At 36.5% G+C, this 13,388-nt stretch carries 13 protein-coding genes and 2 tRNA genes; 13 read left to right on the top strand and 2 right to left on the bottom strand.

Translation table 11 applies throughout. The features are described from left to right. Positions 1 to 268 precede the first annotated feature (268 nt). The 7 genes from racE (at position 269) to BAU27_RS20310 (ending at position 4,523) form a co-directional block, all read left to right on the top strand. Entirely contained in the window at positions 269 to 1,078 is an 810-nt protein-coding gene (gene racE, locus BAU27_RS20340; RefSeq protein WP_071771745.1) for a glutamate racemase, read from the top strand. Positions 1,079 to 1,209: 131 nt separating this feature from the next. Further along, on the top strand, positions 1,210 to 2,259 hold the full coding sequence (locus tag BAU27_RS20335; protein WP_071745786.1) for a GerMN domain-containing protein: 1,050 nt from the start codon (positions 1,210 to 1,212) through the stop codon (positions 2,257 to 2,259). Positions 2,260 to 2,390: 131 nt separating this feature from the next. After that, positions 2,391 to 3,128 (top strand): ribonuclease PH, encoded by a 738-nt coding sequence (gene rph / locus BAU27_RS20330; protein WP_001261778.1) that lies wholly within the window; start codon positions 2,391 to 2,393, stop codon positions 3,126 to 3,128. An 11-nt stretch (positions 3,129 to 3,139) separates the two neighbouring features. Further along, on the top strand, positions 3,140 to 3,748 hold the full coding sequence (locus BAU27_RS20325) for an XTP/dITP diphosphatase (protein WP_061674627.1): 609 nt from the start codon (positions 3,140 to 3,142) through the stop codon (positions 3,746 to 3,748). Between the two features lie 13 nt (positions 3,749 to 3,761). Further along, positions 3,762 to 4,265, top strand: coding sequence for a metallophosphoesterase (locus BAU27_RS20320; RefSeq protein ID WP_071771744.1), 504 nt, complete (start codon positions 3,762 to 3,764; stop codon positions 4,263 to 4,265). A gap of 109 nt (positions 4,266 to 4,374) precedes the next feature. Then, positions 4,375 to 4,448: transfer RNA gene (locus BAU27_RS20315), tRNA-Gly, on the top strand. A gap of 1 nt (position 4,449) precedes the next feature. Next, a tRNA-Arg gene (locus tag BAU27_RS20310) sits at positions 4,450 to 4,523 on the top strand. A 167-nt stretch (positions 4,524 to 4,690) separates the two neighbouring features. Here the strand turns inward: BAU27_RS20310 and BAU27_RS20305 are convergent. Next, positions 4,691 to 5,047, bottom strand: coding sequence for a DUF6572 domain-containing protein (locus tag BAU27_RS20305; RefSeq protein WP_071771743.1), 357 nt, complete (start codon positions 5,045 to 5,047; stop codon positions 4,691 to 4,693). A gap of 462 nt (positions 5,048 to 5,509) precedes the next feature. Between BAU27_RS20305 and BAU27_RS20295 the strand changes: the two genes are divergently transcribed. After that, positions 5,510 to 5,710, top strand: coding sequence for a cytoplasmic protein (locus tag BAU27_RS20295; RefSeq protein WP_071745806.1), 201 nt, complete (start codon positions 5,510 to 5,512; stop codon positions 5,708 to 5,710). A gap of 322 nt (positions 5,711 to 6,032) precedes the next feature. Here BAU27_RS20295 and BAU27_RS20290 read toward each other — a convergent pair whose 3' ends face one another. Further along, entirely contained in the window at positions 6,033 to 6,647 is a 615-nt protein-coding gene (locus BAU27_RS20290) for a PH domain-containing protein (protein ID WP_071771742.1), read from the bottom strand. Positions 6,648 to 6,963: 316 nt separating this feature from the next. On the opposite strand from BAU27_RS20290, the gene BAU27_RS20285 reads away from it, so the two are divergent. The 5 genes from BAU27_RS20285 to lonB all read left to right on the top strand — a co-directional run bounded on the left by BAU27_RS20285 (position 6,964) and on the right by lonB (position 13,295). Further along, entirely contained in the window at positions 6,964 to 7,212 is a 249-nt protein-coding gene (locus BAU27_RS20285; RefSeq protein ID WP_002094402.1) for a hypothetical protein, read from the top strand. A 197-nt stretch (positions 7,213 to 7,409) separates the two neighbouring features. Next, positions 7,410 to 8,408, top strand: a complete 999-nt coding sequence (locus tag BAU27_RS20280; RefSeq protein ID WP_071745781.1) for a hypothetical protein — start codon at positions 7,410 to 7,412, stop codon at positions 8,406 to 8,408. A gap of 309 nt (positions 8,409 to 8,717) precedes the next feature. Next, positions 8,718 to 9,995, top strand: a complete 1,278-nt coding sequence (gene tig, locus BAU27_RS20275; RefSeq protein WP_071745780.1) for a trigger factor — start codon at positions 8,718 to 8,720, stop codon at positions 9,993 to 9,995. A 263-nt stretch (positions 9,996 to 10,258) separates the two neighbouring features. Further along, positions 10,259 to 11,518 (top strand): ATP-dependent protease ATP-binding subunit ClpX, encoded by a 1,260-nt coding sequence (clpX, locus tag BAU27_RS20270; RefSeq protein ID WP_071745779.1) that lies wholly within the window; start codon positions 10,259 to 10,261, stop codon positions 11,516 to 11,518. 106 nt (positions 11,519 to 11,624) lie between these two features. Then, positions 11,625 to 13,295 (top strand): ATP-dependent protease LonB, encoded by a 1,671-nt coding sequence (gene lonB, locus BAU27_RS20265; RefSeq protein ID WP_071745778.1) that lies wholly within the window; start codon positions 11,625 to 11,627, stop codon positions 13,293 to 13,295. Positions 13,296 to 13,388: the final 93 nt, after the last annotated feature.

Here is a 13,388-nt window from a genome sequence, read left to right as displayed (position 1 = left end):
TGCACATTTCTTCTTATTAATAGGAATGTCTTCTATTCAGAGAAAAGTGGCGTAATGAATATGTATTTTATATAGAAGAAACCGACTTTCATATAGAAGGTCGGTTATTTTTCTGTCTTGCAAATTATGAAAAAAAGGAGCAAAATAAAAAAGGTCCTGATCTATACAGGTACAAATGAAAATTTTCATACAGAAGCAGTTTAAGTGAGCGAACTTAAAGTGTGTAAAATATAATGATAAAATAAGATGATGAATGAGAAAACGGGTGATGAAGTTGAATAGAGCAATCGGTGTTATCGATTCAGGAGTTGGCGGTTTAACAGTAGCGAAAGAATTAATTCGTCAGTTGCCGAAAGAGCGCATTATATATTTAGGGGATACAGCACGTTGCCCTTATGGTCCACGTTCTCGAGAAGAAGTGCGTCAATTTACGTGGGAGATGACGGAGCATTTATTAGATTTAAATATCAAAATGTTAGTTATTGCGTGTAATACAGCAACTGCGGTTGTATTAGAAGAAATGCAGAAACAATTACCAATTCCAGTAGTTGGAGTTATTCATCCAGGATCACGTACAGCTTTAAAAGTGACAAATACGTATCATGTTGGGATTATTGGAACGATTGGAACAGTAAAAAGTGGTGCCTATGAAGAGGCGCTAAAGTCTATTAATAACCGTGTTATGGTAGAAAGTTTAGCGTGCCCGCCTTTCGTTGAGCTTGTAGAGAGCGGGAATTTCGAAAGTGAAATGGCGTATGAAGTTGTAAGAGAAACGTTGCAACCATTGAAAAATACTGATATTGATACACTTATTTTAGGGTGTACACATTATCCGATTTTAGGTCCTGTTATTAAAAAAGTAATGGGAGATAAAGTGCAACTAATTAGTTCTGGTGATGAAACGGCGCGTGAAGTAAGTACAATTTTATATCATAGTAAAATGTTGAATGAGGGAGAGGAACAAAGCGATCATCTCTTCTTAACAACAGGGAAAATAGGCCTATTTAAAGAAATTGCATCAAAATGGTTCGGTCAGCCGATTGAAAATGTGAAGCATATTAATTTAGAAACAGAATAATAGTAGATTCATATAAGAGAACTCCTGAGAAATCAGGGGTTTTTTTCTGTGTAAGTAGCTATAGCTTGTTCTAAAATATGAAACAGCTCGTATACATAATAGTACAAACTTAGATTTTAGGGGGGAATGGCATGCCTAAATCCACTTTTAAATGGGTTGTTGGTGCTACTGTGAGTGCGATTTTATTATCAGGGTGTGGCTTATTAAATCAAGAGAAAGCGACAGAACAAATTGATCCGCCGAAAAAAGTTACGTATACAGAAGGTGAAAAGAAAGAAACAGCTAAAAAAGATAAACAAGGGCAAACAGTAAATAGAGAGTTATACCTTGTTGATAAAAATGGATATGTCGTACCGCAAACTATTGCAATGCCTACTCCGAAAGCGAATGAGGTTGTAAAGCAAACGTTAGAGTATCTTGTGAAAGATGGACCAGTCACAAATTTATTGCCAAATGGATTTCGAGCAGTCCTTCCAGCAAATACGACGATGACCTTGGATTTGAAAAAAGGTGGGACAGCAGTAATTGATTTCTCTAACGAAATGAAAAATTATTCAAAAGAAGAAGAGCGTCAAATTGTTGAATCAGTAGCGTGGACTTTGACTCAATTTACAGAAATAAAACAAGTGCAGTTCCAAATAAATGGTGAGAAGTTAGCTAAGATGCCTGTTGCGGGTACACCGCTTGGTGAAGGTGTAAGTCGTGCGAATGGAATTAACTTTGATGATGAACAAGTAGCAGATGTAACGCATACAAAACCGGTTACACTTTACTTTATGGCGCAAAATAATAATAAGCAGCAATATTACGTACCGGTAACAAGACGCGTTGCAGAAGGGAAAGAAAATGATTACGCGACAATTGTGGATGAGCTTGTAAAAGGCCCGATTCACAGTTCGTTACTAAATGATTTTAATCCGGGAGCTAAGCTTATTACGAATCCGAAAGTGGAGAACGGAAATATTACATTAAACTTTAATGAAAATATATTTGCGAACCAAGACAAGAGTGTGATTTCAAATTACGTATTGAAGTCGCTAGTTTTATCTTTAACGGAAAAACAAGGTGTGAAAAATATTTCCATTGAAGTGAATGGGAAGGCGAATCTTATGGATGAGAAGGGTGAAAAGTTAACAAAACCTGTTAATCGTCCGCAAAACGTGAATACAGGTAGTTTTTAATCACGAATAATTTGATATACTTATGTAAGAAAGGGGAATTGCTTTTTGAGTTCCCCTTCTTTTATTGTTATACATATCGTACATTTAAATTTGGCTATACTAATAAGAGTAGTTATGAGGGGGTTATTTTTATGCGAGTAGATGGTAGAGGACAAGCAGAGCTACGCCATATACATATTCATACAAATTATTTAAAACATCCAGAGGGATCGGTACTAATTGAAGTTGGGGATACAAAGGTAATTTGTTCAGCGACAATTGAAGAGCGTGTACCGCCGTTTATGCGTGGAGAAGGAAAAGGCTGGGTAACAGCAGAATACTCAATGATTCCACGTGCGACAGAGCAACGTACAATCAGGGAGTCAAGCAAAGGGAAAGTAACAGGGCGTACAATGGAAATCCAGCGTTTAATTGGACGAGCATTACGTGCGGTTGTTGATTTAGAAGCGCTTGGCGAAAGAACGGTTTGGATCGACTGTGATGTAATTCAAGCGGATGGCGGAACGAGAACAGCTTCAATTACAGGTGCTTATGTAGCGATGGTATTAGCTTTTGAAAAATTATTGCAAGCAGATAAAGTATCTAAAATTCCTGTAAAAGATTATTTAGCGGCAACGTCAGTAGGTGTTGTTGAAGAACAAGGTGTCGTTTTAGATTTAAATTATGCCGAAGATTCTAAAGCAGATGTTGATATGAACGTTATTATGACTGGAAAAGGTCAGTTTGTTGAAGTACAAGGAACTGGAGAAGAAGCGACGTTTAGCAGAGCGGAATTAAATGAACTACTGGATGCTGCGGAACAAGGGATCTTCCAACTTGTTGAAAAGCAAAAAGAAGCGTTAGGTGACATCGTATCTCATATAGAGTAGAGGTGGAAAATATGAAACAAGTTGTTGTAGCGACGAAAAATCTTGGGAAAGTACGTGAGTTTGCTGAGTTATTTGAGAGATTTGACTTAGAAGTGAAATCTTTACACGATTTTCCTCATATTGAAGAAGTCGAAGAAACTGGTGAAACATTTGAAGAAAACGCAATTTTGAAAGCGGACAGTCTTAGTAGACAGTTGAATTCCATCGTAATTGCGGATGACTCTGGTCTTATTGTAGATGCCTTAAACGGGAAACCAGGTGTATATTCAGCTCGTTTTGCTGGAGAGCCGAAAGACGATCAGGCGAATATCGATAAAGTGTTACAAGGGTTAACTGACGTCGATTTAGAAAAACGTACAGCTCGTTTTTACTGTGCGCTAGCGGTTGCTTTCCCTGAAGCAGATAAAGAGCCTGTTATTGTAAACGGAACGTGTGAAGGAAAAATCTTAGAACAGCGCCGCGGGGAAAATGGTTTTGGATACGATCCGATTTTTTATGTAGAAGAATATAAAAAGGCAATGGCTGAGCTAAGTTCGGATGAGAAAAATGCCATTAGCCACCGTGGACGCGCTCTTCGTAAATTAGAAGAGAAAATCCCAGAATGGTTTTTAGAAGAATAAGGGAGAGAGATTGATGAAAGCTTTAATCGTAAGCGATAGTCATAGCTCTGTGAAGGAATTACAGCAGTTAAAAGAGAAATATGAAGGGAAAGTAGATATCATGATTCATTGTGGTGATTCAGAGCTAACGCCTGCTCACGAAGAGCTACAAGGTTTTCATGTTGTAAAAGGGAATTGTGATTATGCTAACTTTCAAGATGAAATTGTAACTGATGTAGATGGAATTCGTTTCTTAGTTGTACACGGTCATCGTCATAATGTGAAAATGACGTTACAAACGTTAGCGTATCATGCAGAAGAAGTAGGAGCGCAAGTAGCGTGCTTTGGACATTCTCATGTACTAGGGGCAGAATTACTTGATGGGATTTTATTTATTAATCCAGGAAGTATTTTGCTCCCGCGCTCTCGTGTGGAAAAGACATTCGCTTTATTAGAAATGGATGAAAATCAAATAGAAGTTCGTTTTGAAACATTAGACGGACAACTAGTTGAACAAGCAGTTTTTAAAAGAGGATAAGAAAAATTATCCTCTTTTAAAAAAGGTGTTGACTTTATGTATGGTTATACATATAATAAATATTGTCGATAGGGCAACAGCGCTAACGAAGAAAAATAAAATAAAATATGCGGGTGTAGTTTAGTGGTAAAACAAGAGCCTTCCAAGCTCTGGTCGAGAGTTCGATTCTCTTCACCCGCTCCATGTCCCAGTAGCTCAGCCGGATAGAGCATACGCCTTCTAAGCGTACGGTCGGGAGTTCGAATCTCTCCTGGGACGCTAACAAAACCTTGTTATCTTTTGATAACAAGGTTTTTTGTTTGTCTACCAATTGATGTATGTGCAAGAGGTGTAAAAAATATAACATAATATATGATAATTATTATATATTATGGATTAAAGTACATTAAGAAAAGAGCACCATTTATGCGCCCTATTCCTCTTATTTAATTTAAAGAATCAATAGGTTTATGGTGGAACTCAAATCCATATCCAGATTCTCCTAATTGTTCACTTACAATATTATAAAACTTTTTCCCGTAAAAACTAGGTTCATTCTGCGAATACACTTGTATAATGAATTGTGTTCTACCTATTGTACTTGGAACTTTTTCATAGATTTCATCACTTTCAATGAATCCTAAATATGTATTGATTTTGTCTTGTAAAAGTAAAATGTGTTCATCGTCAAGTTCTTCGCTTTTATTCCACTCTAAAGCATCAAAGACTGTTAAGTATACATTATCTTTATTATCCTCATCTATTAAAACTAAATCGACTTGATCTGTATCATGTAATGCCATATAAAGGCCTCCTTATTCTTCTTTTCTTATTACATTTATTTTCGTTGGTGGAATCTCTTCTAAATGTTCAAATGGTGGTTTGTTCCTACTTTTAACTATTGCACCTGATTCCGCAATTTCGGGGGAAGGCTTTTTTCTGATTTTTAGTAAGAGGTGCAGTAGGTGACGATTTTAACTCTACTAAGTCAATCTTACCATTTGCGCCCTATTCCTCTTATTTAATTTAAAGAATCAATAGGTTTATGATGGAACTCAAATCCATATCTGTATTATCCCAATTGTTCACTTAGAATGTTATAAAACTTTTACCATTCTAGTACGATTGAACAGCCGTTATCGGAACTTATCCCCGACAGTGTGTTACAATTAGTCGAAGTGGAAAGCGAGGATCTCCAATTGACTGGACGTGTGATTGATTGGACAGTTTTAGAAGGTTGTATAAAAAAGGGAGATGGCGCAAAGATGGCGAAATCTAAAGAGAATGATTTAACGGAGAAATTGGCAGAAGGTCACCGAAAATATGGTGACGGCAACTTTACAGTACAGAACATCGGTGATGAAACTAACCCGAATTGGACTGTCGTAAAAAATGTGAGGAAGGGATCGGCAGGCATTCGCGAAGAGGCAGATATATTAAGACTGCAATCAAAATATATAAAATAGTGCGGAAAGGTACGCCGAGATTCGCATTTTAAGACGATTGTTTTTTATTCCGTGGATAGGGAAATATCATCTAAATGCGTCAGAATTTTCGATAGGGAATCGATAGAACAAAAAGCATTCAACATTGGCGTAGAACTACTATATAGCGTATAATATTAATTAATAAAAACGGTCAGTTGACCGCACAAATGAACGTTCAGCAAGCGATGAAAGAATTGTTTATATATCATAGGTAATTGACGGGTCGGGAGTTCGAATCTCTCCTGGGACGCTAAGGAAACCTTGTTATCTTTGGATAACAAGGTTTTTTGTTTGTTTTAAATTAGTTATTAATAAACTTTTCAAATACAAAACCATAATCTTTCACATTATATTGTTTCTTCGTATCAACAAGCCAGTTAAAAGCGATCTCGTTCATCTCTTTAAATTGCTCTGCTAAGTTTACTTGTGCGTTTGAAATACGGCTGAAAGCGTTAGATGCCATATCTAAACTTTTATGTGCATATTGTAATGTAATGTCGTTGTCGTATGAAATTTCTTCGATTTTAAGTAAAGCCTTATATAAATCTTTTAATTCTTCAATATGTTTTTTATGAACATCAATTGAGTAATGCTCATCTCCCATTTGAAACTTAATTTCTACATCCAAATCAATCGTTCCCGCAGTTTCAAGTGCTACGTTTTTAATTTGATATTTACTATAACTAAAGCGGCGCAGTGTACGTTTTTTGCTTGTTGCACTTGTACCGTCTAGGTGGATTAATCCATTGTTTGTGAAACAATATTCATCTGATTTTGATTTAATAAGAAAATATATTTTCTCCCCATCTTCATGCATGACGTAATCATCAGCATCGACCTTATCATAATCTTTCGGAGTGATAACGGAACCTACATCGCTTAGTCCTAAAACATCAGCTGCCATTTTTTTGAACATATAAAATGCCCCTTGTAAATTAAATTCTTAATTGTACAAAAATATATTAACATGATTTTAAACTTATTTTTGAAATCTTACAATTCTGTAAGGTAACTGTAAGGAAGTTCGATGGTAACAAATTACGAATCCTCTATAATGAAGGTAACAACGATAAAACGAGGAGGAAGAAATGATGAAAGGATTAATCGTAACAGGTTTAACAGTAGCTTTTGGGTTTGTAGCGTATGAGAAATTAACGTATGTAGTTGATGTTGTAAAACATTTAATCGCTTAGAGAAAACTGCCATGAGAGGGAAAGGGAATGAGTGAATGAATGGAATGGTTATTTGGAATTATAGGTACTTGTAGTGTAGTTTTATTGTTCTTTGTCCCGAGTGGTATACTTAGTTCGACAACGAGTTTGTTCTTCTTAAGTTTGTTTGCTTGTACGATGCTTATCATTATGTTTTTAATGAAGCGAAGTAAACCAATCTTCTACTTTAGCATGATTGTTATGGCAATTATTGTTCTCCAAATTATTACCCTTGTTATATACCCCACAATTATAAATGCTTTCCATTAATGATGAATCCTCTGCTTCTGTTGCTGAGGGTTTTTGTTTGTGGAAAATGAATTTCATTTAAAAGGTTGTTGATTTCCTAATATGAAAATTAAATATTCCTATATTTCAAACGAATGGTTTTGGAATGTTGTGTTCTCATTACGCATTTGATATATTTACTTTGAAGATAATTAAAATCTAGAAAAAGAGGCGAACGTATGGATAAAAAAGAAAATACGGTCGTATTGTTTCCGCAACTATCAGAACGCTATATTGATGAAGGTTTTTTAGCGTTGAAAGAGCGGAAATTCGAAGATGCATTGCGCTGCTTTGAAATATTACGTCAGTATAATGCGGAAACGGAACAAACAGAATTAGCCTCAGTTATTTGTTTGTTAGAATTAAAGCATATGGAAGAAGCGAAAGATAAATGTGAGCAGTTACTTGAAACAGGAGCTGTATTATTTGGTGACATTCTTGAAACGTATGTGACTATTTTAGTTCAAACAAATGATTATGAAGGCGTTATTGAAACCGTTGAAAAAGTTTTGCAAACGAAAGATATAATGCCTGAGCAAAAGGAAAAATTAGCACAGCTCGCTTTATTTGCAGAAGGTATGCTAGATGAAGCAGACATGTCGCTAGTGGATTCGAATTTTGAATTGGAAGAATTTACCGATGAACTTTTTGGAGAAAACTTTGGTCAAAAGCTAAGAGTGATCCAAAAACTTTCATTAAAAGACCTGGATCTCGCACTTCCTGCTTTAAAGAAATTTTTAATAGAGGAAAAGCAACACCCTTATTTGAAAACTTCTATTTTGTATAAGATGGTAGAAAATCAAATAGAAGAAGAGATAGAAGTAGAGAAGTTTGGAAATACGATAAGAGTGATACCAGCATTTACGGGTCATAATGAGGAGCAATCCGATAAAATAATACATAAATTATCAAGCCAATTAGAGCAAAATTATCCGGATATATTTAGTGCGATGGTCACTTACTGGAAAGAATTACAAATTAGTATTTTCCCATTCCCTCTATTAATGGATAAAGTAGAAATTTGGGCTGCCGTCTTAGAGAGAATTGGAAGAAAGCGTTTCGGATTGGCTATTGATGAAGAAGAACTTATGACAGCATACAATATCGAGTTAGAGGAATTTCATATCGCCTATCAATGGTTACTACGCATTGAAAGAGAAGGATATTTGCCCGTATAATTATGAAAAAGAATCGTTCAGTTATTGAAACGAGCATATTCTATGTTATAATGTAAGGGTTGCAAAAGGCAGAAATCTGCCTGTTTGTAAGAGAAGAGGAGTATAATTCTCTTACTTAATATGTTTCATATTAGTCTCGAACAAAATATACCGTAGTTGTCTTTTAGACAATTAGTAGATTGGAACATTATATCTGAAAGCTTTTGCTAGAGGGTTATTTGTACATTTGTTATTTCAAAAAAGAGATAATGAATATTTTAATCTATAGAGGTATGTGCATACATTATTATAGTTGGAGGGAAAGAATAAATGTCTACAAAATGGGAAAAATTAGAAGGTAACGTTGGCGTTTTAACAATCGAAGTTGATGCTAAAGAAGTAAACAACTCTATCGACGCTGCGTTCAAAAAAGTAGTAAAAACAATTAACGTACCAGGTTTCCGTAAAGGGAAAATGCCTCGTCCGTTATTCGAACAACGCTTTGGTATCGAGTCTTTATACCAAGATGCTTTAGATATCATCTTACCAAAAGCATACGGTGAAGCAATCGATGAAGCTGGTATCTTCCCAGTTGCTCATCCTGAAATCGACATCGAGAAGTTCGAAAAAAATGCTAACCTTATCTTCACTGCAAAAGTTACAGTGAAACCTGAAGTTAAATTAGGTGAGTACAAAGGTTTAGCAGTAGAAAAAGTTGAAACAACTGTAACTGACGAAGATGTAGAGAACGAAGTAAAAGCTTTACAAGAGCGTCAAGCTGAACTAGTTGTTAAAGAAGAAGGAACTATTGAAAATGGTGATACAGCTGTAATCGACTTCGAAGGTTTCGTTGATGGCGAAGCATTTGAAGGTGGAAAAGGCGAAAACTATTCTCTTGCAATCGGTTCTGGTACTTTCATCCCAGGTTTCGAAGAGCAAGTAATTGGTCTTAAATCTGGTGAGTCTAAAGACGTTGAAGTATCATTCCCAGAAGAGTACCATGCTGCTGAATTAGCTGGCAAACCAGCAACATTCAAAGTAACAATTCACGAAATCAAAACAAAAGAACTTCCTGAGTTAAACGACGAGTTCGCTAAAGATGCTGACGAAGAAGTTGCAACTCTTGATGAATTAAAAACAAAACTTCGTACAAACTTAGAAGAAGGCAAAAAGCACGAAGCTGAGCACAAAGTACGTGACGAAGTAGTAGAATTAGCTGCTGCAAACGCTGAAATCGACATTCCAGAAGCTATGATCGACACTGAGTTAGATCGTATGGTTCGTGAATTCGAGCAACGTTTAAGCCAACAAGGTATGAACCTTGAGCTTTACTACCAATTCACAGGTACTGACGCTGACAAATTAAAAGAGCAAATGAAAGAGGATGCACAAAAACGTGTAAGAATCAACCTTGTTCTTGAAGCTATCATTGAAGCTGAAAACATCGAAGTTACTGAAGAAGAAGTAACTGCAGAAGTTGAAAAAATGGCTGAAATGTACGGTATGCCAGTAGACGCTATCAAGCAAGCTCTTGGAAGCGTAGACGCTTTATCTGAAGATCTTAAAGTGCGTAAAGCTGTAGACTTCTTAGTAGACAACGCTGCATAATAAAATAACAAGGCGCGATTTTAATCGTGCCTTGTTTTATAAATATAGAAATATATTTATAAAACTTTTCGATGAAGAAGGAAAAGTTTCTTCATAAGTCGAATATACATACTTCAAAAGTTTTAAAATTTTTTATTTGTACATAACTAGTCATATTATTTGTATTTCTCGCCACGTAGTGACATAATATGTATTTACATACGATACATTTATCGTGTACATACGAAGGCAAGAGGTTAGCACTTTGTAAGGGGTGTGAAAATATGTTTAAATTTAATGATGAAAAAGGTCAATTAAAATGTTCTTTCTGTGGTAAAACACAAACGCAAGTTCGAAAGTTAGTTGCAGGTCCAGGTGTTTACATTTGTGACGAGTGTATCGAGCTTTGTACTGAAATTGTACAAGAGGAGCTTGCGAAGGACGAAGAAGTAGAATTCAAAGATGTACCGAAACCGGTAGAAATTCGTGAAATCTTAGATGAGTATGTCATCGGACAAGATAACGCGAAAAAAGCACTAGCGGTAGCGGTATATAACCATTACAAACGTATTAATTCTAACAGCAAAATTGATGATGTAGAATTAGCGAAGAGTAATATTTCACTTATTGGGCCAACTGGTAGTGGTAAAACATTATTGGCACAAACATTAGCGCGTATTTTAAATGTTCCATTTGCAATCGCGGACGCAACATCTTTAACTGAAGCTGGATACGTTGGGGAAGATGTAGAAAACATCTTACTAAAACTAATTCAAGCGGCTGATTATGATGTAGAGAAAGCGGAAAAAGGAATTATTTATATTGATGAGATTGATAAAGTGGCACGTAAGTCCGAAAATCCATCAATTACACGTGATGTATCTGGTGAAGGTGTACAGCAGGCACTTCTGAAAATTTTAGAAGGTACTGTAGCGAGCGTTCCACCTCAAGGTGGTCGTAAGCATCCGCATCAAGAGTTTATTCAAATTGATACAACGAACATCTTATTCATTTGTGGTGGAGCGTTTGATGGCATCGAGCCAATTATTAAACGTCGCCTTGGTGAAAAAGTAATTGGATTTGGTTCTGAGAAGAAAAATGCTGATGTAAATGAGAAGCATGTTTTATCTCACGTATTACCAGAGGACCTTTTAAGATTCGGTTTAATCCCAGAGTTTATTGGTCGTCTTCCAGTTATTGCGAACCTAGAGCCGCTTGATGAAGATGCTCTTGTAGATATTTTAACTAAACCGAAAAATGCACTTGTTAAGCAATTCCAAAAATTGTTGGAGCTTGACGATGTTGAGTTAGAGTTTGAAGAAGGTGCACTAGTTGAGATTGCGAAAAAAGCAATTGAACGTAAAACAGGTGCTCGTGGACTTCGTTCTATTATTGAAGGCTTAATGCTTGATGTAATGTTCGAACTCCCATCTCGTAAAGATATCGAGAAGTGTATTCTTACAAAAGAAACAGTAGCTGATAATGCACCGCCAAAATTGGTGTTACAAGACGGTACTGTACTTGATACAAAAACATCTGCATAATGCGAAGAAGAAACAGCAATTTTTATAATTGCTGTTTTTCTTTATGTTTAGCACTATTCCTCCCAGGAAATACTAAAAGATAAAACATAGCGGGAGGAAATGAATTATGAGCTGGACAAATATATTTTTACTTGTTCAACTTGTTTTTGGTGTAATTGTCGGATTGTACTTTTGGCATTTACTTCGAAATCAGCGAACACAAAAAGTTTCAATTGATCGAGAATCGAAAAAAGAATTAGAGCAGCTTCGTAAAATGCGTGAGGTTTCTTTAACAGAGCCACTTGCGGAAAAGGTGCGTCCTATATCCTTTTTAGACATTGTGGGGCAAGAAGACGGGATTAAGTCGTTAAAAGCGGCTCTTTGTGGTCCTAACCCGCAACATGTGATTATATATGGTCCGCCAGGTGTCGGAAAGACAGCGGCAGCACGCCTTGTATTAGAAGAAGCGAAACGAAACCCAAAATCTCCATTCCGTACGAATGCAACATTTATCGAACTTGATGCGACGACAGCTCGGTTTGATGAACGTGGTATTGCAGATCCTTTAATTGGTTCAGTCCATGATCCAATTTATCAAGGAGCGGGTGCAATGGGGCAAGCTGGTATCCCGCAGCCGAAAAAGGGGGCTGTAACAGATGCACATGGAGGTATTTTGTTTATTGATGAGATTGGTGAATTACATCCGATTCAAATGAACAAAATGTTAAAGGTGTTAGAAGATCGGAAAGTATTTTTGGAAAGTGCGTACTATAGTGAAGAAAATTCGATGATTCCAACGTATATACATGATATTTTTCAAAAAGGTTTACCAGCCGATTTTCGCTTAGTTGGTGCAACGACGCGTTCGCCAGAGGAAATTCCTCCTGCAATTCGGTCGCGATGTTTAGAAGTGTTCTTCCGGGAGTTAGAAACAGAAGAAATTCAAAAAGTAGCGAAGAATGCAGCTGACAAAGTGGAAATGCAAATAGGTGAGAACGGTATTGAAATGATTGGAATGTATGCAAGAAATGGACGGGAAGCGATTAATCTCGTACAAATTTCTGCTGGTATGGCGATAAATGAAGAACGTTCTTTCATTAAAGATGAAGATATAGAGTGGGTTGTTCATTCGAGCCAACTTACACCAAAGTACGAAAAGCGCATTTATCCAATTCCAAGGATTGGCCTTGTGAACGGGCTTGCTGTATATGGACCGAATACAGGCGCTTTATTAGAAATTGAGGTAACAGCAATCAAGGCGAAAGATAAAGGATCAGTAAATGTAACTGGTATTGTGGAAGAGGAAAGTATTGGTAATCAAACGAAATCAATCCGCCGTAAAAGTATGGCGAAAGGTTCTGTTGATAATGTGTTAACAGTACTCCGTTCTCTAGATGTACTTCCAGAAGGCTATGATATACATATTAACTTTCCGGGCGGTATCCCGATTGATGGTCCTTCGGCAGGGATTGCTATGGCAACGGGTGTTTATTCAGCGGTGCATCGTACATATGTGAATAATGAAGTAGCGATGACAGGTGAAATAAGTATCCACGGAGAAGTGAAGCCTATTGGTGGTGTGTACGCAAAAATAAAAGCTGCGAAAAAAGCGGGAGCTAAAAAAGTCATTATTCCGGCTGAAAACATGCAACCATTTTTGTATACAATAAAGGGAATTGAAATCATTCCTGTCCGCAAATTAAAAGAAGTATTTGAATTAACATTTATGCAGGAAAATATGCATCGTGAGATTGATGTACAGACTGCTTTGGACGAAACAGATGCACAATCAATGTAAGAATAAACGATAATAAAATTTGCCAGACTTCGTTTAAGTTTGTATGCTTAAGCGGAGTCTTTTTTCTTTTCATAAGGGAGAAAAACAAGATAT

It is taken from the genome of Bacillus sp. NH11B (genome assembly GCF_001884205.1).
GTDB classification, from domain to species: domain Bacteria; phylum Bacillota; class Bacilli; order Bacillales; family Bacillaceae_G; genus Bacillus_A; species Bacillus_A proteolyticus.
Note: the sequence above shows the minus strand (reverse complement) of the source record. Positions and strands in the feature narration are given on the sequence as shown.

Bases quoted from the DNA above. Each gene is read 5' to 3' on its own strand.
- clpX (WP_071745779.1), top strand. From the start codon at position 10,259: ATGTTTAAATTTAATGATGAAAAAGGTCAATTAAAATGTTCTTTCTGT.
- BAU27_RS20295 (WP_071745806.1), top strand. From the start codon at position 5,510: ATGGCGAAATCTAAAGAGAATGATTTAACGGAGAAATTGGCAGAAGGT.
- tig (WP_071745780.1), top strand. From the start codon at position 8,718: ATGTCTACAAAATGGGAAAAATTAGAAGGTAACGTTGGCGTTTTAACA.
- rph (WP_001261778.1), top strand. From the start codon at position 2,391: ATGCGAGTAGATGGTAGAGGACAAGCAGAGCTACGCCATATACATATT.
- BAU27_RS20290 (WP_071771742.1), bottom strand. From the start codon at position 6,647: ATGTTCAAAAAAATGGCAGCTGATGTTTTAGGACTAAGCGATGTAGGT.
- BAU27_RS20320 (WP_071771744.1), top strand. From the start codon at position 3,762: ATGAAAGCTTTAATCGTAAGCGATAGTCATAGCTCTGTGAAGGAATTA.
- racE (WP_071771745.1), top strand. From the start codon at position 269: ATGAAGTTGAATAGAGCAATCGGTGTTATCGATTCAGGAGTTGGCGGT.
- BAU27_RS20325 (WP_061674627.1), top strand. From the start codon at position 3,140: ATGAAACAAGTTGTTGTAGCGACGAAAAATCTTGGGAAAGTACGTGAG.
- BAU27_RS20285 (WP_002094402.1), top strand. From the start codon at position 6,964: ATGGAATGGTTATTTGGAATTATAGGTACTTGTAGTGTAGTTTTATTG.
- BAU27_RS20335 (WP_071745786.1), top strand. From the start codon at position 1,210: ATGCCTAAATCCACTTTTAAATGGGTTGTTGGTGCTACTGTGAGTGCG.
- lonB (WP_071745778.1), top strand. From the start codon at position 11,625: ATGAGCTGGACAAATATATTTTTACTTGTTCAACTTGTTTTTGGTGTA.
- BAU27_RS20305 (WP_071771743.1), bottom strand. From the start codon at position 5,047: ATGGCATTACATGATACAGATCAAGTCGATTTAGTTTTAATAGATGAG.
- BAU27_RS20280 (WP_071745781.1), top strand. From the start codon at position 7,410: ATGGATAAAAAAGAAAATACGGTCGTATTGTTTCCGCAACTATCAGAA.